Origin of the sequence: Mediterraneibacter torques (assembly GCF_044591705.1) — a bacterium.
Classification (GTDB): Bacteria; Bacillota; Clostridia; order Lachnospirales; family Lachnospiraceae; genus Mediterraneibacter; species Mediterraneibacter torques.
The window spans coordinates 760,075-785,452 of sequence record NZ_CP172594.1 but is presented as its reverse complement, the minus strand read 5'-3'; the positions used below and the strand labels follow the sequence as shown (position 1 = coordinate 785,452).

At 41.3% G+C, this 25,378-nt stretch carries 17 protein-coding genes, 1 tRNA gene and 1 pseudogene; 5 read left to right on the top strand and 14 right to left on the bottom strand.

The features are described 5' to 3' along the window. Nucleotides 1-37: 37 nt before the first annotated feature. Nucleotides 38-235, bottom strand: coding sequence for a 50S ribosomal protein L35 (gene rpmI / locus ACH9UM_RS03540; RefSeq protein WP_009242587.1), 198 nt, complete (start codon nucleotides 233-235; stop codon nucleotides 38-40). Nucleotides 236-293: 58 nt separating this feature from the next. Beyond that, nucleotides 294-788, bottom strand: coding sequence for a translation initiation factor IF-3 (gene infC / locus ACH9UM_RS03535; protein WP_004846383.1), 495 nt, complete (start codon nucleotides 786-788; stop codon nucleotides 294-296). Nucleotides 789-1,144: 356 nt separating this feature from the next. Between infC and ACH9UM_RS03530 the strand changes: the two genes are divergently transcribed. Beyond that, complete coding sequence (locus ACH9UM_RS03530; RefSeq protein WP_009321027.1) at nucleotides 1,145-2,473, top strand: ISNCY family transposase; 1,329 nt, start codon at nucleotides 1,145-1,147, stop codon at nucleotides 2,471-2,473. 293 nt (nucleotides 2,474-2,766) lie between these two features. After that, nucleotides 2,767-4,092, top strand: a complete 1,326-nt coding sequence (locus ACH9UM_RS03525) for a sodium-dependent transporter (protein ID WP_009242585.1) — start codon at nucleotides 2,767-2,769, stop codon at nucleotides 4,090-4,092. Nucleotides 4,093-4,206: 114 nt separating this feature from the next. Here ACH9UM_RS03525 and ACH9UM_RS03520 read toward each other — a convergent pair whose 3' ends face one another. The 6 genes from ACH9UM_RS03520 to polA all read right to left on the bottom strand — a co-directional run bounded on the left by ACH9UM_RS03520 (nucleotide 4,207) and on the right by polA (nucleotide 10,874). Continuing rightward, on the bottom strand, nucleotides 4,207-5,070 hold the full coding sequence (locus tag ACH9UM_RS03520; protein WP_009320478.1) for a DegV family protein: 864 nt from the start codon (nucleotides 5,068-5,070) through the stop codon (nucleotides 4,207-4,209). A gap of 71 nt (nucleotides 5,071-5,141) precedes the next feature. Next, nucleotides 5,142-6,506 (bottom strand): PFL family protein, encoded by a 1,365-nt coding sequence (locus tag ACH9UM_RS03515; protein WP_004846387.1) that lies wholly within the window; start codon nucleotides 6,504-6,506, stop codon nucleotides 5,142-5,144. A 44-nt stretch (nucleotides 6,507-6,550) separates the two neighbouring features. Next, nucleotides 6,551-6,823 carry an ACT domain-containing protein gene (locus tag ACH9UM_RS03510; RefSeq protein WP_004846388.1) on the bottom strand — a complete coding sequence of 91 codons (273 nt, stop codon included), beginning with the start codon at nucleotides 6,821-6,823 and terminating at the stop codon, nucleotides 6,551-6,553. Between the two features lie 17 nt (nucleotides 6,824-6,840). Continuing rightward, complete coding sequence (locus ACH9UM_RS03505; protein WP_004846389.1) at nucleotides 6,841-7,638, bottom strand: MBL fold metallo-hydrolase; 798 nt, start codon at nucleotides 7,636-7,638, stop codon at nucleotides 6,841-6,843. Further along, on the bottom strand, nucleotides 7,635-8,219 hold the full coding sequence (coaE, locus tag ACH9UM_RS03500) for a dephospho-CoA kinase (protein WP_004846390.1): 585 nt from the start codon (nucleotides 8,217-8,219) through the stop codon (nucleotides 7,635-7,637). Before coaE ends, ACH9UM_RS03505 begins: the two co-directional genes overlap by 4 nt. Before the next feature lie 39 nt (nucleotides 8,220-8,258). Continuing rightward, nucleotides 8,259-10,874: a DNA polymerase I gene (gene polA / locus ACH9UM_RS03495; protein WP_004846391.1), complete on the bottom strand. Its 2,616-nt coding sequence runs from the start codon at nucleotides 10,872-10,874 to the stop codon at nucleotides 8,259-8,261. A gap of 119 nt (nucleotides 10,875-10,993) precedes the next feature. On the opposite strand from polA, the gene ACH9UM_RS03490 reads away from it, so the two are divergent. Beyond that, complete coding sequence (locus tag ACH9UM_RS03490) at nucleotides 10,994-11,608, top strand: HAD family hydrolase (protein ID WP_009242581.1); 615 nt, start codon at nucleotides 10,994-10,996, stop codon at nucleotides 11,606-11,608. A 170-nt stretch (nucleotides 11,609-11,778) separates the two neighbouring features. On the opposite strand, the pseudogene ACH9UM_RS03485 reads toward ACH9UM_RS03490, so the two are convergent. The 3 genes and pseudogenes from ACH9UM_RS03485 to ACH9UM_RS03475 all read right to left on the bottom strand — a co-directional run. After that, nucleotides 11,779-12,225: pseudogene (locus ACH9UM_RS03485) on the bottom strand (hypothetical protein); the annotation flags it as partial. Between the two features lie 542 nt (nucleotides 12,226-12,767). After that, the gene (locus ACH9UM_RS03480) at nucleotides 12,768-14,630 is read right to left on the bottom strand and encodes a glucosaminidase domain-containing protein (RefSeq protein ID WP_004846395.1); all 1,863 of its coding nucleotides are present in this window, start codon (nucleotides 14,628-14,630) and stop codon (nucleotides 12,768-12,770) included. Between the two features lie 261 nt (nucleotides 14,631-14,891). Continuing rightward, a tRNA-Leu gene (locus tag ACH9UM_RS03475) sits at nucleotides 14,892-14,974 on the bottom strand. Nucleotides 14,975-15,169: 195 nt separating this feature from the next. Between ACH9UM_RS03475 and ACH9UM_RS03470 the strand changes: the two genes are divergently transcribed. Continuing rightward, entirely contained in the window at nucleotides 15,170-16,486 is a 1,317-nt protein-coding gene (locus tag ACH9UM_RS03470; protein ID WP_004845211.1) for an IS30 family transposase, read from the top strand. 586 nt (nucleotides 16,487-17,072) lie between these two features. Here the strand turns inward: ACH9UM_RS03470 and ACH9UM_RS03465 are convergent. From ACH9UM_RS03465 to ACH9UM_RS03455, 3 genes are all read right to left on the bottom strand, one after another. Further along, nucleotides 17,073-18,347 (bottom strand): diaminopimelate decarboxylase, encoded by a 1,275-nt coding sequence (locus ACH9UM_RS03465; protein ID WP_004846396.1) that lies wholly within the window; start codon nucleotides 18,345-18,347, stop codon nucleotides 17,073-17,075. Nucleotides 18,348-18,406: 59 nt separating this feature from the next. Beyond that, nucleotides 18,407-19,843: a pyruvate kinase gene (pyk, locus tag ACH9UM_RS03460; RefSeq protein ID WP_004846397.1), complete on the bottom strand. Its 1,437-nt coding sequence runs from the start codon at nucleotides 19,841-19,843 to the stop codon at nucleotides 18,407-18,409. Nucleotides 19,844-19,915: 72 nt separating this feature from the next. Beyond that, the gene (locus ACH9UM_RS03455) at nucleotides 19,916-20,761 is read right to left on the bottom strand and encodes a hypothetical protein (RefSeq protein ID WP_004846398.1); all 846 of its coding nucleotides are present in this window, start codon (nucleotides 20,759-20,761) and stop codon (nucleotides 19,916-19,918) included. Nucleotides 20,762-21,092: 331 nt separating this feature from the next. On the opposite strand from ACH9UM_RS03455, the gene ACH9UM_RS03450 reads away from it, so the two are divergent. Next, nucleotides 21,093-25,349: a 2-hydroxyacyl-CoA dehydratase gene (locus tag ACH9UM_RS03450; protein ID WP_004846399.1), complete on the top strand. Its 4,257-nt coding sequence runs from the start codon at nucleotides 21,093-21,095 to the stop codon at nucleotides 25,347-25,349. Nucleotides 25,350-25,378: the final 29 nt, after the last annotated feature.

Genomic DNA, 25,378 nt, shown 5'->3' with positions numbered 1-25,378 from the left:
GTCCGACAACATCTCATACGCACGATCAGACTTCTTCTTACAGATATGGTAATACCTTCTTCATGTTCTTTACGTTTGTTGCATCTGTAATTGTCGACTGTCTGAGATTTCTTTTTCTCTTTGTCGATTTTTTTGTTAAGATATGGCTCTTATAAGCTTTATTTCTTTTCAGTTTCCCTGTACCTGTCTTTTTGAAGCGCTTTGCTACTGCTCTGTTTGTTTTGATTTTTGGCATGATAATTTCCTCCTTTATTGTGCTGCCTCTTTGGATCTCATTCCGGGCATATCGGTTCTTAACGTTTCTCAGCTAAAACCATGCTCATAGCTCTTCCTTCCATTTTTGCCGGTTTTTCAACTACCGCAACATCTGCCAGTGTCTCGGCAAAATCATCAAGGATATGCTTACTTTGCTGAACGTGCGCCATCTCTCTTCCTCTGAAACGAAGTGTCACTTTCACTTTATTGCCTTTGGAAATGAATTTCTTTGCATTGTTTATCTTCGTGTTCAAGTCATTTGTATCAATGTTCGGTGAGAGACGTACTTCTTTAACCTCGACCGTTTTCTGCTTCTTCTTCGCCTCTTTTTCTTTTCTTGCCTGCTCGTATTTATACTTTCCGTAATCAATAATCTTGCAGACCGGCGGTTTAGCCGCAGGTGCGATCTTCACGAGATCAAGTTCCGCTTCCTGAGCGATTTTCATAGCCTCACGGGCTGACATGATACCTAACTGTTCCCCATCCTCGCCGATCAGACGAATCTCTCTGTCTCTGATCTGCTCGTTAATCATTAAATCGCTAATTGTCGTATACCTCCGTCAAATGAATTCCTTCAGGTTTCCTATGCGAAACACAAAAAAACGAGTGAATATCATATCCACCCGACAATCAATAAAACCATTTCGGAAAATCCGAAAGGAAGTTCTTCGTTATCAGACCATAGTCACGCGCTTGTGCTATGGTGAGAGTGGATACTCTACTTTGTTTTTTGCTTCACGCAAAGATTATACTAACACACATACTTTCCTTTGTCAATCTTTATTTTTCTTAACTGTTATTAACTTGTGATAATGTCTCCTTAAGATTCACTTGAGGTTTTGTCTCTTTTTGGTATTCTATTAAAGCTATGAAAGAAGGTAAAATTACATTGTCACAAGAACAACTGAAAACGCTGACTGTCATCAACCGTTTCATTGACAAGTCTATTTCCAGACAACAGGCTGCTGAACTTTTGGGTCTCTCCACACGCCAGATCACACGCTTAAAGAAAGGAGTCCTTACCTCTGGCGCTCAATCCCTCATTCATAAAAATACCGGTAGAAAACCCGTTCACTCCGTTTCTGACGAATTGAAGGAAGCTGTCCTTAAGATTTATTCCCGCCCAGAATTCTCTAATGCCAACTTCCTCCATTTCAAAGATATACTCTCTGCAGATTTCGGAATTCAACTTTCCTACTCTGCTCTTTCCAGTATACTAAAAAATGCTGGTTTTGAAAGCCCTAAAAAGAAAAAAATCCGACACCGCACACATCGGCGCAAACGTAAGCCCCATCCCGGACAGCTCATCCAGATCGATGCCACGCCTTACGAGTGGTTTGGGGGAAATATCAAATACGCCCTTCATGGTGCTATCGATGATGCTACCGGGCAGGTCGTCGGACTTTTCCTGACACAGAATGAATGCCTTTACGGTTATCTGGAAACCATGCGTCAATGCTGCTCTGATTTCGGCATCCCACAGACGGTTTATTCTGACAACCATACCATCTTCCGTTCTCCTAAAACCGGAAAGCTGACTGTTGATGAACTAATCGCAGGCAAGACTGTCCATCTTACCCAGTTCGGACGTTCCCTGCACGAATTGGGCATTGACCTTATTTTCGCAAAGACTCCTCAGGCAAAGGGGCGGATTGAACGTTTATGGGTCACACTGCAGAGCAGGCTCCCTGTTGAGTTCGCAAAACGTGGGATTACTACTGTGTCAGAAGCAAACCGTTTTCTGGAAACAGAGTACAGGGAACTTTTCAATCAGAGGTTTGCCGTTGAGCCGGAAGCAGAGTCTATTTTTGTCTCTGCCGCAAAAGATTTGAATCTGGATTCCATCCTTTGTGTAAAGCACACGAGAAAAACAGATGCAGCCGGGACATTTTCGTTTAAAAATCGGTGTTTTCAAATCCTAGATGAGGGATTTCCGATTATCAATGCCCGCCGTGAGATCACTGTATTAATTAACCCACGTTTTGGAATTCGTGTAGAGTACGGCGGACGAATCTATAATACCATCCGTTATCTGAAACCTCAGAACAAAAATGCCAATACAGAAGTTCCCCAAAAAGTGTCAAAAACAGTAGAACCACACCTTCAGCTGCGTCACAGCAGTGATGAATGGAAAGCAATCTGGTGGATGGAGGATTATAATCTGTCACTTAAATTTTTATATGAGCTATTTTTCGAGAAGCAGCAGTCAGCTTCATAAAAGGGCATTAGCCCTTTTATGAAAGTGACATTTTTTCAAATAAATTTCTATATTAAAAAGTGACATTTTCATAAGTTATTGACATCTTTATTTTTCTTAACTTTCCGCTTTAACTTTCCGCAAATTATGGAACCGACATGAAAAATGACAAACTTATCGTTTATTGTTTTATCTTCTTTTAAATCATGATATGATAGTATAATCAGCACGCACTCCCAAGATTGTTTTGCTGAATCTTCCGTATATAAAAGCACATCTGTACGGAAGAAGAAAAGGAAAGAGAGTTTAACACTATGAAATCAAAACAAATTACAACTGAAGACAAATTCAACAACAAATGGGGGTTTGTCATCTCCTGCATCGGAAGCTCTGTAGGAATGGCAAATATATGGCTCTTCCCTTACCGCGCAGGTGAATTCGGCGGAGCCGCATTTCTCATCCCCTATATCATCTTCGTTGTCCTTATCGGATTTACCGGAGTGATCGGAGAAATGGCATTCGGACGCGCGATGCAGTCCGGACCTCTTGGCGCATTTAAGAAGGCTTATGAAATGAAGGGGTCAAAACTTGGCACATTCATCGGGCTGATCCCCGTTATCGGATCGCTCGGAATCGCAATCGGTTACAGCGTCATCATCGGCTGGATCTTGAAATTTTTTGCCGACTCGATCACAGGAAAAATTATCAGTGAAGAAGATCCTTCTGCCATATTCGGAGAACTTTCCCGCGACTTTGGCAGCATTCCGTGGCATCTTTTAGGTCTTTTCCTTGTCTTGCTCTGCATGTCATTCGGAGTTGCCCGGGGAATCGAAAAAGTAAACCGCATCATGATGCCTGCTTTTTTTGTTCTCTTTTTATTCCTTGCAGTCCGCGTTGCTTTCCTCGACGGTTCAGCGCCCGGGTATTCGTACTTATTCAAACCCGACTGGTCGGAAATGGCCAATCCCCGCACGTGGGTATACGCGATGGGGCAGGCATTTTTCTCCCTTTCCCTTGCCGGAAGCGGAACTGTTGTTTACGGAAGTTACTTAAAATCTGATGTAGATGTTGTAAGCAGTGCCAAATACGTTGCTTTTTTTGACACAGCAGCCGCATTACTAGCCGGTCTTGTTATCATCCCGGCCGTATTCTCTTTCGGCATGGCGCCGAACTCCGGACCGGGACTTTTGTTCATTACAATTCCCGCTGTTATACGTGATATTCCGTTAGGAAGAGTTTTTGCAATTATCTTCTTCCTCGCCGTACTTTTTGCCGGAATCACTTCTTTAATGAACCTTTTAGAAAGTCCGGTAGAAGCGCTTCAAAAACGGCTCGGCTGGTCTCGTCGATCTGCGATCACTTTTATCGGCGTCATCACTGCCGCTGTTGGAATCTTCGTAGAAGGCGGGCTCTTAAGCGCATGGATGGACAGTATCTCCATCTATGTAATCCCTCTCGGAGCACTGCTTGCCGGAATTACAATGTTCTGGATATGCGGAGATAAATTTGCAAGAAATGCCGCTCAGCTCGGTCGCGTGCGCACGATCGGAAAATGGTTCAAACCAATGACAAAATATGTATTCTGCGGTGTTGCAGTACTTGTCTACATTCTCGGAATTTTCTTTGGCGGTATCGGCTGATTGAAAGAGCCGAAAGCGCCTGTTTCAAAATTTGATATTTATAAAAGCGCATCTGCCGGATATTCAGATCCTGCAGATGCGTTTTTGTCTTTCTATTTTATTTTTTATGAAACATTATCTCGACACTTTTTTGATACATGTCACCGCCATTGCTCCAGGACCGATATGGCAGGAAACACTTAATGACAGAGGAGCTTCCAAAAACTCATATCCCGGAAAACGATTCATGATCTCCTGCTTCCATTCCATCGCTTCTTCTTTTGAACATGTATATGCCATACCAAGTATAATATCTTCTTTCACATCTGCAAAACGCTCATTGAGATCTTTTTCGATTGCATTCAGCATCGTTTTCTTTGCCACTTTCCACCCTCTGACTTTTGCAAATGCATCTAATTTTTCACCCTGAATCTGAAGAACCGGCTTCAAATTCAATACAGTTCCGATCGCCGCAGCCGCCGGAGTGATTCTTCCTCCTTTTTTCAAATACTTCAACGTATCAACTGTGATATAAATACTTGCCTGCAGCTTCTCTTTTTCGAGAATATTTTTAATCTCTTCCGCGCACATCCCTTTATCGCGCAAATACATTGCATCATATACAGATTGTTCTTGTGTAACCGAGATTCTCTGGTTGTCCACAACATAAACTTTCCCTTTATATTCCCTCGCAATAGACATTGCCGTCTCGCATGTACTGCTAAGTCCGCTTGACATAGGAATACATACGATCTCATCATATTCTTTCAACACACTTTCCCACAGTTCCATCACATTTCCCGGGGAAGGCTGGGAAGTAGATATATCCGAATCCGCTCTGAGCTTCTCATAAAACTGTTCCTGTGTCAGTGTGATGTCTTCAAGATATAACTCACCATCAATAAAAAAAGGCATCGGAAGTACATAAATCCCTAATTCTTTCGCTCTTTCCTGTGTAATACCACTATTACTGTCTGTTACGACCGCAATCTTACTCATATCATTCTCCCTTTATCACTTTAAACCTGACTATCTCAGACCATTTATTTCCTTCTGTCTTGTTTTTCCGTTTAATTTTTAAAGCTGTGAATCGGAGCCGGGATCCTTCCTTTTCTGCTCACAAATGCATCGCATCTGAATTCGTTTACCGGCATGATCGGAGCGTATCCGAGAAGTCCTCCGAATTCCGCGGTATCTCCTACATCTTTTCCGATTACCGGAATAAGGCGAACCGCCGTTGTTTTCTGGTTTACCATACCGATCGCCATCTCATCTGCTATAATTCCGGAAAGTGTAGCTGCGCTTGTATGCCCCGGAATGGCGATCATGTCCAGTCCTACCGAACAGACACATGTCATAGCTTCTAATTTTTCCAATGTAAGTGAACCGGCGTGAACTGCGTCGATCATGCCCTGATCTTCACTAACCGGAATAAATGCGCCGCTCAAACCTCCTACATAAGAAGATGCCATAACTCCGCCTTTTTTCACTTGATCATTAAGCATCGCAAGAGCAGCCGTTGTTCCCGGTGCCCCGACTCTTTCCAAGCCGATTTCTTCCAAAATTTCCGCAACGCTGTCTCCGATTGCCGGAGTCGGCGCAAGCGAAAGATCCACAATGCCAAACGGAATGCCTAACCTTTGAGACGCCTCTCCTGCCACGAGCTGTCCGACACGGGTAACTTTAAACGCTGTCTTTTTAATCGTCTCACACAACTCTTCAAATCCTTTTCCGCGAACTTTTTCCAATGCTTTCTTCACAACACCGGGGCCGCTGACACCGACATTAATCACCGCATCCGACTCTGTCACTCCGAGGAACGCACCTGCCATAAACGGGTTATCATCCGGAGCGTTACAGAAAATAACAAGTTTTGCACACCCGAGAGAATCTCTTTCTTTCGTCTCTTCTGCTGTTGCTTTTACAATCTCGCCGCACAGGCGTACCGCATCCATATTGATCCCGGTCTTTGTAGAACCTACGTTTACGGAACTGCAGATCCTTTCTGTCTGCGCCAGCGCCTGAGGGATCGAACGAATCAGATTCTCATCACTTTTCGTCATTCCCTTGGATACCAGAGCCGAATAACCACCGATAAAATTGACCCCTACTTTATCTGCTGCTCTATCCAGCGTTTTTGCGATCGTCACAAAATCTTCCGGACTCTTACATGCAGCACCACCGACCAAAGCAATCGGAGTAACGGAAATTCGTTTATTCACAATCGGAATCCCGAATTCTTTTTCTATATCACGACCTACAGATACAAGATCTTTTGCCGTCTCGGTAATCTTATCGTATATTTTACGGTTGAGCTCTTCCAGATCCGAATCAATACAATCGAGAAGACTGATGCCGAGCGTAATCGTTCTTACATCCAGATTCTCATGCTCGATCATTTCATTAGTTTCGGAAACTTCATACATATTGATCATATTGTTTATCCTCTCTATCCTGTGTCGTCTTATGAACTCTTCTCTTATAATCTGTGCATTTTTTCAAAAATATCTTCTCTCTGACAACGGATGCTGACACCGATCTCATCACCGAGTTTCTCCATCTCGTCGCACATCTGAGTAAAATCTTTTGGAAGTTCTGTCACATCAACAATTACCATCATATTAAAATATCCTTGAATAATGGTCTGTGAAATATCCAAAACATTAATTTTATTCTCCGCAAGATATGTACATACTTTTGCAACAATGCCCACTGTATCCTTGCCAAGTACTGTAACAATACATTTTTTCATTTTATTTTCCTCCTTGATCAAACCGTAATAATATCCGAAACGGTATCTCTGTTCGCTACGAACATATCCAGATCGTCGCCTTTGTACTCGTTATCTGCCAGCGTAACTTCTAATTTGACCGTCTCATATGCAAGTTTTGCGTAATTATTTTCCTTGCTCAAATGCCCGAGCACGATATGTTTCAGATTATCATGTAGTATATCACAAAGCAGACGACCTGACAATTCATTTGATAAATGTCCCCTGTCACCGAGAATCCTCTGTTTCAAGTAGTACGGATATCCTCCGACTTCCAACATATGAATGTCATGGTTTGCCTCAAGGAGAACTGCATCAAGATTTCTCAGACATTCGACTGTATAGCTGTCGTATTTTCCAAGATCCGTTGCAACCGCAACTGATTTTCCTCCCTGCTCCAATCGATATCCCGAAGGTTCATTTGCATCATGTGAAATCGCAAACGGTTTTACAGTCATATCTCCCAGTTCAAAAGGTTCATCCGCACGGATCTCGCGATATAGTCCTTCCGGCATTTTCCCCAAACCGGAATAACTTTTGATCCCCATGATCGTTCCCGGCGTAGCATAGATCGGAATCTCATATTTTCTGCTGAATACTCCTAATCCTTGAATATGATCCGAGTGTTCATGAGTAATTAAGATCCCATCTAAATCTTCGCCTTTTAATTCTAATGTTTTCAACCCTTCTTCTATTCTTTTCTTGCTGATTCCCGTATCTACCAATAAATGCGTATCATCGCTTCCGACATAGATACAGTTGCCGCTGCTCCCACTTGCAATGCTGCACATTCTCATAATTGTATCTTCGCTCCTATTTGTCTTTTTGTCTCTTTAAAATCTCCGCTGTTATCAATTACATCCGTACAATTTTCACGAAATTGCTCCACCGAAAGCTGAGATGCCATCATTTGTGTGATCTTTTCCTGAGTATACCCTCTTGATCGTTCCAGGCGGATTCTCCGAACATTTTCTTCTGTATAAATATACCAGATTTTATCGCACAATTCCTGCCCTGCTTCTGCCAGAAGAGCCGATTCCAACACGTACAGCTTCCGCCCTTCCTTCTTTCGCTTTTCTATATCTTTCTTCACATAATCCAACACCGGCGGATGAACAATTTCATTCAGGATCTTCCGTTTTCCTTCATCGGAAAACACAATTTCGCCAAGTTTTTTACGATCTAATTCCCCGTCAGTTCCGACGACCGCTTCTCCGAACCTGTCCACGATTTTCCGGAAACATATTTCTCCTCTTTTTTCCAATCGCTTTGCCACTTCATCCATCTGACAAACATAAGCTCCATATCTGCTTTCCAAATAATCCAATACTTCGCTCTTTCCCGACCCAACTCCGCCGGTGATTCCTAAAACTTTCATTCTATTTTCTATCCTTTATACTGCTTCCCGACAAATCGTCTATTTTGCCTCATACCAATTTTTCCCGGTATGCATATCAACAATTAGCGGAACAGACAATTTCACGGCGTTTTCCATCTTATCTCTTAAAATTTCTTTCACTTCATCTACTTCCGAACACTCTGCCTCAATAAGCAATTCATCATGGACCTGCAAAATCATACGCGATTTCATATTTCTTTTCTTAAGTTCTTTATGGACATCGATCATCGCAATTTTCATGATATCTGCTGCGGTTCCTTGTATCGGAGCATTCATCGCAACTCTCTCTCCGAAATTCCTTTGCATAAAATTGCTCGATTTTAATTCCGGCACAGGTCTCCTTCTGCCGAACAACGTAACTGCATATCCTTTTTCTTTTGCATTTTCTACCGAATCGTCAAGAAACTTTTTCACTCCCGGATAAGTCTCGAAATAATGCTCAATGTATTCTGCCGCTTCTTTTCTTGTAATACTCAAATCCATACTTAATCCAAAGGAACTGATACCGTACACAATTCCGAAATTAACGGCTTTTGCATTTCTTCTTTGCAAATCTGTCACTTCATCAAACGGAGTGTGAAATACTTGCGACGCCGTCATCCGATGAATATCAGTCGCTTCCCGATATGCTTTGATCAACTGCTCGTCGCCCGAACAATGAGCCAAAACACGAAGTTCTATCTGCGAATAATCGGCATCGACAAAAACACAGTCTTCTTTTGGCACAAACACTTTCCTGATCATCCGACCAAGTTCCATCCGCACCGGAATATTTTGTAAATTCGGTTCTGTACTGCTCAATCTTCCTGTCGCAGTTACCGTTTGATTGAACTTTCCGTGTATTCTGCCGTCATCGCCGATAAAAACCGCCAGACCGTCCGCATAAGTTGATTTCAGTTTTGCCAGCTGACGATATTCTAATATTTTGCTTACGATCGGATATTCTTCTGCCAGTTTTTCCAACACATCTGCCGCTGTAGAGTATCCGGTTTTTGTCTTTTTCGCATGTGGCATATTTAGTTTTTCAAATAAAATAACTCCAAGCTGTTTCGGGGAATTAATATTAAACTCTTCCCCCGCCATCTCATAAATCTGATGCTCAAGTTGTATGATCTGCTCTCCCAACTGATCTCCGTACAATTTCAAAGCTTCAGCCTCTACTTTCACACCTGCCGATTCCATCTCGTACAATGTAAAAACCAAAGGCATTTCAATCTCATAAAAAAGACGATCCATTTCAGCTTCTTTTAATTTATTATCAAGAACCGATGCCGCCGCAAACGCCGTGTAGGCCTCATAACAACACTTCACATTAAGTTCAGCCTGTATCCCGCCTGCAATCCCAAGATACTGTTCTGCCACATCTTCATACGTATAATCGCTTTTTAGAGGATTTAACAGATAAGCTGCCACGATCACATCAAACGCGCTGCTTTGCTTTACATTTTTGATATACGGAAGAATTTCTTTCAAACCACATACTGAGAAACAGCTCACTTTTTCCGCAACATGCGACAACTTTGCAAATAAAAATTCCATATCCGTAGAAAGATCACATGGAATCGTAACAACATCTTTCTCACTCCAAGCTATGGCAATTCTCCCGAATCCCGAAGGATGTGCAAAAAGAGGGAGTACGTTTCCTTCATCTTTTGACAATGCTACCCCGACACATTGTGCTTTCTCCGCCATCGCAAAAATACGTTCTATTTCTTCTTTTTCCGTAACTTCTCGAAATATCTTTTCTATTTTATTTTCTTTCGTTTCTATAGAAAAACGTCCAAGCATATTTTTAAAACGAAGCCGCTCAAAAATTTTGTACGCTTCTTCCGTATAAGGATTTTCATAATGCGCTTTTTCAATATCAAACTCAAAATCCGCATGTGTTTCAATCGTCGCAAGCACTTTACTCATTTTTGCCTGTTCCCAAAACTCCTGAATATTCTTACTTGCCCGGGGCGGCTTTAATTCCGACGCGTGTGCATACGCATTTTCAATCGTTTGATACTCCATAATAATTTTTGTTGCTGTTTTTTCGCCGATCCCCGGAACTCCCGGAATATTATCCGCCGAATCCCCCATCAAAGCTTTCACATCGATAAATTCTCTCGGCGTTACTTTATATCGTTCAACAACATCTGCAGCATAATAATTCTCAATCTCTGTTTTTCCCTGCTTCGTCTTCGGAATCCGAATCTTCACATGTTCAGTGGCAAGCTGCAGCGTATCTCTGTCTCCTGATATGATCGATACATCCATTCCGCTTTCTTCGCACATGCGTGAAAGCGTTCCCAACAGATCATCCGCTTCAAGCCCCGCTTTTTCTATTGTAGAAATATTCATTGCTTCAAGCACTTCTTTAATTACGGGAACTTGCTGACGAAGTTCTTCTGCCATCGGTTTTCTCGTTCCTTTATACTCCGAAAACATCTCATGACGAAATGTCGGCGCATGAACATCAAATGTAACAGTCAGATACTCCGGTTTCTCCTCATCTAATATTTTAAACATAATATTCAAAAACCCGTACACAGCATTCGTATGCAGACCTTCCGGAGTTGTCAGATCGGGAACTCCATAAAATGCACGATTCAAAATACTATGTCCATCTATCAATACGATTTTCTTTCGCATGGCAGCAATTACCTCCGTTTCACAATCATACTCAAGTATACACTAAAAAGCCTCTTTTTAAAAGGTTGATTTTATGCTATGGTTATCATATGATCATACAAATGAAAGGAATTATATACATGGACAGCATAATTTTTGACGTAGACGGCACACTATGGGATTCTGCCGATTCTGTTGCCGCCGCATGGAATTTGGCAATCAAAAAGTTCTCTTCCCTCGACATTACACTTGACAGGGAAATTCTCGGAAGTGTTTTCGGGAAAACAATGACCGACATCGGAGATATTCTTTTCCCCTCACTTTCCGAAACGGAAAAAGATTCTCTGCTTTCCGCCTGCTGTGAGCTCGAAAACAATTATTTAAAAAATCATCCCGGAATCATTTATGAAGGAGTCGCTGACACTATTGAAAAGCTTTCTAAAAAATACCCTCTTTTTATTGTCAGCAACTGTCAATGCGGATATATCGAAGCAACAATGCAGGCAATCGGTATCGAACATTTCATAAAAGATCATCTTTGTTTCGGAGAAACGGGCGTTTCTAAAGGACAAACGCTTCGCATGCTGATCGATCGAAATCACCTGTCATCTCCTGTTTATGTCGGAGATACACAAGGCGATGCAGACGCCTGCCACGCTGCAGGTATTCCGTTTATTTTTGCCGAATACGGATTCGGAAATGTTCCTGATGCAAAAATGACCATTCACAAATTTTCCGATCTGCTTAATTTGTAATTACCAAATATTTTTCATAAATCGAGTAGGAGGGGATTTTAATAAATCCCCGACCTCTCACACCACCGTGCGTACCATCCGGTACACGGCGGTTCAATCAACTTAACAAGTAACACACCTTTCGGTGTAGTAATCTAACATTGAGACTAATCCAAATGCAGTTAGTCTCTTCGACAAGTAAGTACTTTCATTCTTCTCTTAAACTTCACAACTGATTTTGCATGTGACTTAGCCTTAAACTGGTGTGCTCTTGTGTCAAAGCAGAATCCAAACCCAAGGTATTTCAGTCCGCTTGGTCTGAATTGTTCCTCATAGATTGGTGTTAATACCTGCGCTATAGCTTGTTGTATAAATCTGTCTGTTACTGTTGGTACTCCCAGGTTTCTGACGCCACCCTCCGGCTTTGGGATCTCCACTCTCCGTACCGGCTGAGGTTTATATTTTCTTGACCTCAACTGGTCCTTGATGTTTTCTCCGTTCTTTTCAAGATGTTCTTGAAGTTCTGTGTACTTCATTCCGTCCACTCCCTCTGCACCTTTGTTTCGTACGACTTGCAGATATGTTTTATTGAGGTTATCACCAGAAAGTATCTGCTCCATTAGACTACTTGTGTCCATGTGTTCTTTCCTTTCCGCCTCGCTTGATTTGACCACCCTTTCCCCGATTGGTTACGACAGATGCTGTCATTTCTGCAATACGAAACATACTCAAACTTATTGATTGTTCGCCCCTTTGCTCCGTTTCCATTACAAAAACTTCTTCACTGCTATGGGCTCGGCTGACTTCTCACAGTTCGTTGTTACTAGGCTGATGAGACCTCTGTGAGACCTCCTGCTTAAGGTTCACGCTCTTTCTCTCCATATATCCGCCACATCTACTCTGCTGCTACAAAAGTGATAGTTATTAGACTTCGTTGCTTTTGGCCAACTTATCTCTCACAGCCTAGCCTTATATGTGATTTCTGTCCGTCGGACCAGAGATTTGCTTACAACTTTCTTCAGATTCCACCTCACGATGGACTTGCTGTTCAGCTATACACTTCCCACTATCTGGGCGTGTTCGGGACTTACACCCGTTAGAGCGCGCCCATGGCGCGCAAACCAAAAAGCGAAAAGTGCACTCATTCACTTTTCGCTTTTATTATTTTATACTTATCTATTTATCTATATAAGGACTTTTTCTTTCCGATAACAACTACACCCGCTGTCAGCGATACTCCAAGAAGAACAATCCACACTGCCAACTGCCCTTCATCCCCTGTTTTAGGAGATGGAACCGTTGCGCTGACTGGATTTACCGTAGGAGTTGTTTCTACTGTTGTTTCTACTGTTGTTTCTTCTTTTGTCCCTGTCTGACTTCCTGATACAGAAGTTCCGCCCGGTGTCGTTTCCGTTCCTGCATTCCCGCTGTTTTGCACATTTCCCGTTCCCGGCGTTTCAATTCTGTTTGCATCCGGTATTTCTGATGCATCTGTCTCAGGTTGACTCGGCACGTCAGGTACATCCGGCGTTTCCGGTACATCTGTTTCAGGTTCACCCGGTACATTCGGCGTTTCCGGTGCATTTGTTTCAGGTTCACCCGGTACATTCGGTGTTTCCGGTGCATTTGTTTCAGGTTCGCTTGGTACATCCGGCGTTTCAGGTTCGCTTGGTACATCCGGCGTTTCCGGTGCATTTATTTCAGGTTCACTCGGTACATCCGGCGTTTCCGGTACGTTTGTTTCAGGTTCACTCGGTACATCCGGTGTTTCAGGTACGTCTGTCTCAGGTTCGTTCGGTACATTTGGCGTTTCTTCCTGAATCTGACAATCTTTATTTCCACCTATAAAATCCAGATTCCATGCATGGGCAGCCGCCTTTTCTCCCCAGTAAGGGTCCGATGCATAACTTACATTAATTCCGCTGCTCTTATCCCCAAGATAAGTTCCATGGTTTCTCCAATCCGAGCTGTCTAAATAACCTTCATCCATCCACTCTTTCATAAAACTGCGAATACAATCATCAATGCTCGCATATGTATCGGCGCTTATTCCGGGAGCGCTGTCCACCGCATTCAAGCCAAAAATATTATTTTTATTCCGGCAGATCCAACTTGTCCCCCAACCGCTTTCATTAATTGCTATTCCCATAGAGAGAAGCGCATTAACACTATAAACATTTTGGTATTTTACAAATGAAAGTCCTGTTCCCGATAATTTTGAAGAAGCTGTGTCAACTCCTGCAGCGCTCATTGCCGATTGGAGCATTACGTTCAATTCCTCGCCACTGTATTTTGTAGCTTCTCTCATGTTTTTAAACTGGAAAAAGTTATAAAACGCATTCCCTGCATTCACTGCGTTTTGACCGTTTGTATTATTTTGATAATCCGAAAGCATCACTGCATAATCGGTATAAAAATAATGTCCATCATAGCTGTAATACTTTACACCTTCATTTAAATAAGAAGGTGCTGTTCCGTTATTTATAAAAGAAACCGGAAGTTTATTTAAATCTTGTGAAATATAATGGATCAGTTTTCCACCGGATACCGCATAATAACTTACATGATCCGAAACCGCCGCATACTCCACAACCTGAACTTCTGAAGCATTTACCGTTCCTGTCACTCCTGACAGCATAAATCGAACTTTCCCATCATCAGTCATACCTAAATATGCCGCGTCTGCACCATAAGCTCCGTTTGTATATCCGCTTCCGCCGCCATATGTAAAAGAAGTTACAGCGCTGCCTTTTGTATTAAAATTGACTACTTTACTCTGCCCGGATGTTTTTGCCAAAAACATTGCATTTTGTGATGGCGTTCCTTCCGCAACAATACCTTTTTCCTCATGAATTTCATAAATTGCTCCATCTTCATCCATAGCCGTTGTCTCCTCAAGACGCTGACTATTTTCATCCTGAAGTGTCGCTGTGACCTGATCCTCCCCCGATAGCTCTGCAGCATTACTTTCCATGCCCGGCATAAAACTTACTACCATCGACATCAAAAGTGCGCATATCAGTAGTTTCTTTTTCTTTATCACTTGTGTATGGCCCTCCTTAACCCTGCTATTAATTATTTATACTAATCTACACTGATACATAACTACCATAACATTTTATTCCATCATTGGCAAGCATTACTTTTTAATATTGTATACAAGTATACAATGAGTATTATCACTATTCAGTCCGATTTTCAAGCTTTTAACAAAACAAATTCCAAGTAACCTCGTACGAAAATAAAATTTCCCATATGACAAAAAGGATTCTGTATAACACCGTCATACAGAATCCTTTTTTAATGCGGATGGTGGGACTTGAACCCACACGTAGTCACCTACGCAAGATTTTGAGTCTTGTGCGTCTGCCATTCCGCCACATCCGCATAATGGCTTCTTTTTTGAAGCCAAGAATTATTATATCACTTGTTTTTTTATATTGCAAGCTTTTTTTACTGTTTTACAAATTATCCTTAAATGAAAAACTAAATTCCACCATCATGCTGAATTTAGTCTTACTCTCTTCTTCTATATCCTATATTATTTTAGTACCTTCTATCCGCAGTAGAAAAGAGGTACTTATGTGTAAATCTATCCCTGGAAATCAAAAGCATATGACAATGGATCAGCGTATTATAATTGAAAAAAGGTTGGATCAAGGAAACTCCCTCCATAGCATTGCGCTACAGTTAGGAAAAGATCCAACCACTATCTCCAAAGAAATTAAAAAGCACCGCACTATTCAGGAACATAGCCACTTCAATGAATCAAAAAATAAATGTGCTCTAATAAAAGACTGCAAAAAAAAGAATATCTGTGAAATCTATGCTCCGATATGCAAAAGAATGTGTAAACTCTGCAACCACTGTAATTCCCATTGCGATGATTTCATTCCTCGCAGTTATCATTGTTCCAAACTAGATAAAGCTCCCTTTGTATGCAATGCTTGCAGTAAAAAAAGCGGATGCCGTTTGGATAAGGCTTATTATAGAGCCACGATTGCTCACAGGGAATATCGAACCGTTCTGATTGAATCGCGAACTGGTATCAACATTTCTCCTGAAGATTTGATAAGGCTGGATGAACTGGTTTCCCCACTGATTATGCAGGGGCAGTCCCCTTACATGATCCTACAGAATCATCCGGAGATCCCTTACTCAGAAAAAACGCTTTACAATTACATTGAATCCGGAGCTTTGAGTGTTAAAAATATCGATCTGCCTAAAAAAGTAAAATATAAGCTCCGTTCTTCCGGCTCTTCTGAATTAGTTGATAAAACAATCTATGAAGGTCGTACTTACAAAGACTTTCAGGCATTTTTAAAAGAGTTCCCGGATACAAGAGTTACTGAAATGGATACCGTTCTCGGCTGTGAAGGTTCCCACAAGGTGTTACTCACTTTCCACTTTTCCGAATGTTCTTTTATGATGGCGTATCTTCTTGACAGCAAAGAATCCGATCATATAAAAAATGTATTTGACTCCATTGAGCATGCGATTGGAACCTTTTCTTTTGCCTCTGCTTTTTCGCTGATTTTAACGGACAGAGGCGGTGAATTTCAGATTCCGGATGCATTGGAATGTGGTGAAGACAACCTGATTCGGACAAGTATTTATTATTGTGATCCGATGTGTTCCTGGCAAAAGCCGCATTGTGAAAAGAACCATGAATATATCCGAAAAATATGCCCGAAAGGAACATCCTTTGACGATTACTCGCAAAAAGAGATCAATCTGATGATGAGCCATATCAACAGTACTCCAAGACAAAGCCTTGGTGGATTGTCGCCTATGGCTCTTGCAAAAATCATGCTCCCACATGAACTTTTAAATTTTTTTGCTCTCACTGAAATACCGGCAGATGAGATCGTATTAACGCCTGCATTATTGAAAAAATAAAACCAGATAATAAAACAAATCTGCGGATAAAGGCTCCATATCACACATACCAGACAAGTGGAATTTAGTCTTACAGAGCAGATTCCAGTTGTCTCATTAGCATACATTTTTATTGCAGAAAAGCATTTATTATCTGGTTAAATTCCACTTTAAAGGATTTGACACAATTCGTCAAACCCTAAAATATCGAATTTAGTCTTCTGTATGGAATTTACTTTTACATATGGAATTTACTTATTCACTCAACCTTTTACAAATTATTTTAAACATTTTAAAAGAGTATGCCATACGGAAATAAAATATCACAATTTTCTTATTGAGTTTTCCCTTTCTCTCTATATATTAAAGTTATTGAAGGCACAAATACTGCAAGGTTACAAAATATAGCCATGCGATATAAAATAATCATTGTGTTCTCCGAACTCCATAAAGGAATTATGATAGCTACTAAATTAATAATAAATAATACACACATCATAATAAGTAATTTTTTCATAATTTCCCCTTTCCACTATTTAAAAAGAAAGTCTAAACAATTCTTTTATTTAAAACTATTTCCGTTAATAATAAAATATATTCTAAAAAATTATACATTCATAAGTTTCTTTCCAATTTCAAAACAATCAAATGTTGAAAAGTAATCAGCAGGAGTTTCTGCCCTTCTGATAAGTTTTACTTCTCCGTTCTCTTTAAGAAGAAGTTCGGCTGATTTTAATTTACCATTATAATTGTAACCCATTGCAAATCCATGTGCCCCTGTATCATGAATCACAAGATAATCTCCCCGCTCAATCAGAGGAAGCATCCTGTCAACAGCGAACTTATCGTTATTCTCACAAAGCGAACCTGTCACATCATATTTATGATCACACGGTTCATCCTCTTTTCCAAGTACGGTAATATGGTGATACGCTCCATACATTGCCGGACGCATAAGATTTACCGCACATGCATCCACACCGATATAGTTTTTATAAGTATTTTTCTCGTGGATCGCTTTTGTCACAAGACAGCCATACGGTCCCATCATATAGCGTCCTAACTCTGTATAAATAGCAACATCTCCCATTCCTGCCGGAACAAGAACTTCTTCATACACTTTCCGAACTCCCTCTCCGATCGCATATATATCGTTCGGTTCTTGATCCGGTTTATACGGAATCCCGATTCCACCTGAGAGATTAATAAACTTAATATGAACTCCCGCCTCTTTTGAAAGTTTTACAGCTTGTTCAAATAAAACTTTTGCAAGCATCGGATAATAATCATTCGTAACAGTATTGCTTGCCAGAAATGCATGAAGACCAAACTCTTTCGCGCCTTTACTTTTTAATATTTTATATGCTTCCAAAATCTGTTCCGGTGTCATACCGTATTTTGCATCTCCCGGATTATCCATAATATCGTTACTGATTTTAAATAATCCTCCGGGATTAAACCGGCAGCTTATTGTCTCCGGAACATGACCGATTGCCTGCTCCAAAAAATCAATATGCGTAATATCGTCAAGATTTATGATAGCCCCAAGCTTATCTGCATAAATAAATTCTTCCGCCGGAGTATCGTTCGAAGAAAACATAATGTCTTCTCCCGTAATTTCAAGAGCTTCCGACATCATAAGTTCTGTATAGGAAGAGCAGTCGCAGCCGCAGCCATACTCTTTCAAAATATCGATCAAAAACGGGTTTGGCGTAGCTTTTACCGCAAAGTATTCTTTGTAACCCTTGTTCCATGAAAACGCCTCTTTAAGCGCTTTTACATTTTCTCTGATTCCTTTTTCATCATAAAGATGAAACGGAGTCGGATATATTTTTGTTATTTTCTCGACCTTCTCTTTTGTCACAAACGGTCTTTTATCCATCTTCTCTCACTCCTCATATTTTTATCTTCAGCCTGATTCCTATTTTTTGCTTTTACATATTATTCCACAGTTGCAATTCTCATCATATTACTTGTGGCGCTTCTCTCTTTTTTTACATTCGGCGAAGGAATTCCCGCTGTGATTACGACAATCTCTCCTGTTTCTACAAACTGCTTCACTTTTGCCAGCTCAATCGCGCCGTCGCAAATGTCATCCGTCGTATTAAATGCCTGTGATTTAATCGGTTTTACTCCCCAGTAAATCGACATTCTGCGCAATGTTCTCTCATTCGGAGTCACACCTAAAATCACCTGACGCGGACGCAGATTGGATACAACTCTTGCCGTTGCTCCCGATACAGAAGGTGTAATAATGCATTTGGCATTCAGATTTGATGCTGCCAGCACAGATGAATATCCGATTGCGCTTGATACACCGCTTTTTAAATGTCCTCCTGTTTTTTCCAACATTCCTTCATAATCGAGATGCTGTTCTGTATTCTGAATAATATGAACCATCATCTGAAGCGCTTCCAGAGGATATTTCCCCTGCGCCGTCTCTCCTGACAGCATTACCGCATCTGTTCCGTCATATACAGCATTGGCAACATCTGTAACTTCCGCTCTTGTCGGACGCGGATTACGCATCATAGAGTCCAGCATCTGGGTTGCCGTAATAACTGTTTTAAAGTTCATATTACATTTCTGAATAATCATTTTCTGAAGATACGGAACTTCTTCTGCCGGAATTTCTACTCCAAGATCTCCTCTCGCAACCATAACCCCGTCTGCAGCACGGATAATTTCATCAATATTTTTAATTCCTTCTGCATTCTCTACTTTTGCAATAATCGGAACATATGGCGCACCGAGTTCTTTAAGGTATGCTTTTATTTCAAGTACACATTCTGCATTTCTCACAAAAGATGCAGCGATAAAATCAATTCCCTGCTCTACTCCAAAACGGATATCATCCTTATCTTTTTCTGTGATTGCCGGAAGTCTAACCGCTACATTCGGCACATTTACTCCCTTTCTCTCACCGAGTTCTCCTCCGTTTATGACTTCGCAGAAAATTTCCTTTTCACTTTTTCCAACAACTTTTAATTCAATCAATCCGTCATCAATAAGAATCACTCTACCGGCATCAACATCCTGCACAAGACCTTCGTAAGTGATCGAAACTTTTGATTCATCCCCTTCGATCTCCTCTGTTGTCAGAGTAAACTGCTCTCCGGCCTTGAGCATTATTCTTTTTCCGCCTTTCAATACTCCCGTACGGATCTCCGGTCCCTTTGTATCAAGAAGAATTGCAGTGTTTGTATTCAATTCCTGACGCAGTTCTTTCAGCAGATCCATTCTGCTTTTTTGTTCTTCATGATCTCCGTGCGAAAAATTGAAGCGGGCAACATCCATTCCGTTTTCAATCAACTTTTTCAGCAGTTCCCTGTCATTCGTGTTCGGTCCCATTGTACAAACTACTTTTGTCTTTTTCATCAATCAATTCTCTCCTTTATAATCTATCTGATATAAGTTTTCTCAACACCCGCATAAGCAATTTACAAACTGCTATTTTACATGCTCATGGGTAAATAAATGATCCTGGCAATATTCATAATTACCGTTACATTTTGAGCAAAACCGAAATTCAAGACACGGATCATCCAGTTCCGTCCGTCCGCATACCGCACAGCGATGTCTTGCTCCGTTGGCATATGTCATATGAGGCGCCGACTGCTGTTTGAACTTTGCCTTGCGGGCCCGTTCTTTCGGTGAATACCTGCTCAAATTGCGCGTTGATAAAAAGAATATAATAAAGTTTAAAATCGATGCAATGATCGCGATTCTCGTTACCATGCTGCCTGAAATAATTCCATACAAGATCATCACCCCGTATACAAGCCCCATCCATTTCATTTTGATCGGAATAATAAAATACAATAACACTTCCATATCCGGATAAGTTACCGCGAATGCCAAAAAGATCGACATATAGATATAAGAAACACTAAATAATCCGCTTCCTGTTAAGAGCAGCGTCTGACCGCCTATAAAAGCAGCATCATATGTCGCGCACAACACCCCGTACAGCACAAATGCCCCGATCACAGTAAACAACATTCCCGAAATAATATATACATTATACCGAAATGTTCCCCACGTACGTTCGAGAGTCGTTCCCAAAGAATAATACAGCCAGACCATAAGCAGAAAATAAATCGGTTTCTCAGCCGGAGCTACAAAAATCCACGAAACAATTCTCCAAATCTGCCCTTTCAGTATTAATCCCGGTTCCAGTGTCAGCCACTGAAGAAGTTCCGGCATAAGAAATCTGGTCATATAACCGATTCCATATGCAATAAGCAAGTACAAAGTCAAATTACTTATGGCATAACGCCCAACCTTTTTTTCCATTTTGTCAAACCAGCTCAACAATCATTACCTCACCTTTTAACATTTTTATCTAATTGTAACTTTCACATATCTGTTTGTCAAACATATGTTGTTTCTTTTCACACGTTTAACACAATCTTTATGTAAAATAGCTATATAAATCGACATTATTAGCGAAAACCCGCATAATAATCACGATTGTATTTCCAAAAATGATGTCGTATAATGGAAAACGTCGTATAATAGTATTATACATTTAATAGGTAGGAACTCTTTTCTTTTTCAGAGTTCTCTTTTCATTATAGTAATATTTCGAAAAATCATTATTTTTTTAAAGTTTGGAGATAATGCAATGAACTTAAACAAATTACATACTCTCGGTATTGATATCGGTTCTACCACAGTCAAAATTGCAATTTTAGACAGTGAAAACGAAGTCCTTTTTTCAGACTACGAACGTCATTTTGCAAACATTCAGGAAACATTATCCGACTTGCTCGGACGGGCACTTTACAAACTCGGTTCAATTCAGGTTTCTCCTGTCATTACAGGAAGCGGAGGTCTTACTCTCGCAAAACATCTAGGAGTTCCTTTTGTACAGGAGGTCATTGCCGTATCAACAGCTCTGCAAGACTATGCACCGCAGACTGATGTGGCGATTGAGCTCGGAGGTGAGGATGCGAAAATCATCTATTTTGAAGGTGGAAATGTAGAACAGCGTATGAACGGAGTCTGTGCAGGGGGCACAGGTTCTTTTATTGACCAAATGGCTTCCCTTCTTCAGACAGACGCTTCGGGATTGAACGAATATGCAAAGAACTATAAAGCGCTATACTCCATCGCGGCTCGCTGCGGTGTATTTGCCAAATCCGACATTCAGCCTCTCATCAATGAAGGAGCGTCCAAAGAAGATCTTGCCGCTTCTATTTTTCAGGCTGTCGTAAACCAGACAATCAGCGGACTTGCATGTGGAAAACCAATTCGCGGACATGTTGCATTTCTCGGCGGACCTCTTCACTTTTTATCAGAACTACGCGAAACCTTTATCCGTACTTTAAAATTAGATGACGAACACATTATCGCTCCGCACCACTCACACTTGTTCGCCGCGATCGGATCTGCTTTAAATTCAAAAAAGGATACGCCGACAGCTCTTTGCGAGCTTCAGAAACGCCTTGAAAATAAAATTCAATTAGACTTTGAAGTAGAGCGTCTTGATCCATTATTTGAAACATCTGCAGACTATGATAAATTCATTTCCCGTCATAGCAAACACCAAGTTCCGATCAAAGATCTGGCAACTTATACAGGCAAAGCTTTTTTAGGAATTGATGCGGGATCTACAACAACAAAAGCTGCTCTTGTCGGAGAAGACGGAACACTCCTTTACTCTTTTTACCACAATAATGACGGAGATCCTCTCGGAACAACAATTTCCGCGATCAAGGATATTTACCGCCAGCTTCCCGAAGACGTTGAAATCGTCCACTCCTGCTCTACCGGATACGGAGAAGCGCTGATCAAGTCTGCCCTTATGCTAGATGAAGGCGAAGTGGAAACCGTTGCCCATTATTATGCAGCCGCGTTTTTTGAACCTGATGTAGACTGTATCCTCGATATCGGCGGTCAGGACATGAAATGCATCAAAATCAAAAATCAAACAGTTGATAGTGTGCAGCTTAACGAAGCATGTTCTTCCGGATGCGGTTCTTTCATTGAAACATTCGCAAAGTCTTTAAATTACACGGTAGAAGATTTTGCCCATGAAGCTCTTTATGCTCAAAATCCGATTGATTTAGGGACACGCTGTACTGTTTTTATGAACTCTAAAGTAAAGCAAGCTCAAAAAGAAGGCGCTTCCGTAGCGGACATCTCTGCCGGACTTGCTTACTCCGTCATAAAAAACGCACTTTTCAAAGTCATCAAAGTATCAGACGCTTCCGAACTCGGGAAACATATTGTTGTTCAAGGCGGAACATTTTACAACAATGCCGTCCTTAGAAGCTTTGAAAAAATCGCAGACTGCGAAGCAATCCGTCCCGATATTGCCGGAATCATGGGCGCATTCGGCGCTGCATTGATTGCCAGAGAACGTTACGGAGAATGTAAAGGAACAACTATGCTTTCTATTGAAGACATCCGTTCCCTTGAATATTCAACTACTATGACAAAATGCCGCGGATGTACAAACACTTGTCGTCTTACGATCAATCACTTCAGCGGCGGCCGAAAATTTATAACCGGAAACCGATGTGAACGAGGTCTCGGAAAAGAAAAAAATACAAATACGCTGCCAAACTTGTTTGACTATAAATTTCATCGGTATTTTGATTATGAACCTCTTTCCGAAGAAGATGCCACGCGAGGAATAATCGGAATTCCCCGTGTACTTAACATGTACGAAAATTATCCATTCTGGTTTACATTTTTCACCAAACTCGGATTCCGTGTCGTACTCTCTCCTGCTTCTACGAGAAAAATTTACGAACTCGGTATCGAATCCATTCCAAGTGAATCCGAATGTTATCCGGCAAAACTGGCTCACGGACATATTCAATGGCTGATCAACAACGGAATCGAACACATTTTCTATCCGTCTGTTCCATATGAAAGGAATGAATTTGAAGATTCCAACAACCACTACAACTGTCCGATCGTTACATCTTATCCGGAAAATATAAAAAACAATATCGATCCGATCATCGAAAACGAAGTCGACTTCATCCATCCGTTTCTTTCTTTTAAAAACGAAGAAACCATTGCTTATCGGTTATTTGAAGAACTGGGATCAAAATTCTCACTGTCAAAAAACGAGATTTATTCCGCAGTACACGATGCATGGACAGAACTTGCTTCCTGCCGGGAAGATATGAGACGCAAAGGGGAAGAAACGATCCGGTTTTTGAACGAAACCGGAAACAGAGGAATCGTCCTTGCCGGAAGACCGTACCATATCGACCCGGAAGTCAATCATGGACTTCCGGAAATGATCCTTTCCTATAATATTGCCGTACTGACTGAAGATTCTGTATCCCATCTTCATCCCGTTGAACGGCCTCTTAATGTTATGGATCAGTGGATGTACCACTCTCGCTTGTATGCCGCGGCAAATTATGTAAAAACAACAGAAAACCTTGATTTAATCCAACTGAACTCTTTCGGATGCGGTCTTGATGCTGTTACTACAGATCAAGTTGCCGACATCTTAACAAATTCAGGTAAAATTTATACAACTTTAAAGATCGACGAAGTTAATAATCTAGGGGCGGCTCGTATCCGTGTACGCTCTCTGCTGGCTGCTATCCGCGTCAGAGAACAAAAAAAGACAGAGCGCACTATCCGCTCTGCAGCAATCGAAAAAGTTCCTTTTACAAAGGAAATGAAGGCGACACATACTATTCTTTGTCCGCAGATGTCTCCGATTCATTTTGAAATGCTCGAAGCTGCCTTTAGAGGATCCGGATATCGGTTTGAGATTCTCCCTAACGACAACAAACAGGCAGTTGATGTAGGCCTGAAATATGTAAATAACGATGCCTGCTACCCTTCTCTCATCGTTGTTGGACAGATTATGGAAGCACTTCTTTCCGGAAAATACGATCTTGACAAAGTGGCAGTTATCATTACTCAAACAGGAGGAGGATGCCGCGCTTCCAATTATATCGGATTTATACGGCGCGCCCTGAAAAAAGCAGGCTTTGGACACGTTCCTGTCATCTCACTGAATTTAAGCGGCCTGGAAGGAAATCCGGGATTTAAACTGACCCCGTCCCTTATCATGCGTATCGTATACGGCGCTCTCTTCGGAGATATTTTTATGAAATGTGTCTATCATATGCGGCCATACGAAGCCGTTCCCGGAACAACTGATCAGATTCATCGCAAATGGGCAAAGATCTGCAAAGACTTTGTTTCAAAAGGATATCCTTCCCGGCACAAATTCAAAAAGCTTTGCCGGGACATTATTCACGACTTTGATTCGATCGAAATATTGGATATCAAAAAACCCCGCGTCGGAATTGTCGGGGAAATACTTGTGAAATTTCTGCCGGCAGCCAATAATCATCTTGTTGAACTGCTAGAGGCAGAAGGCGCAGAAGCTGTTGTTCCTGATCTTGCAGACTTTTTGCAATATTGTTTTTATAACCAAAACTTCAAAGTCTCTCATCTCGGGATGAAGAAGTCAAAAGCACTTGCAGGACGTCTCGGTGTTCAGGCGGTTGAATGGTTTCGGTCTCCTGCCACAAAAGCCTTCGCAGAAAGCAAACATTTTTCACCTCCTGCAAAAATCGAACATTTAGCAGAAATGGCATCTGATATCGTATCGCTTGGGAATCAGACAGGAGAAGGATGGTTTCTGACCGGAGAAATGCTTGAACTGATTGAAAACGGCGCTCAAAATATTATCTGCGCGCAGCCGTTTGCCTGTCTTCCAAACCATGTCGTAGGAAAAGGTGTGATCAAAGAACTTCGCCGGCTCCATCCGCAGTCAAATATTGTCGCCATTGATTTCGATCCCGGCGCAAGCGAAGTGAACCAATTAAACCGAATTAAACTGATGCTTTCCACTGCCTTTAAAAATATGGAAAAAGAAAATCAGTCAATGTAAACAATATTACAGAGCTCGAAAAACGGCAG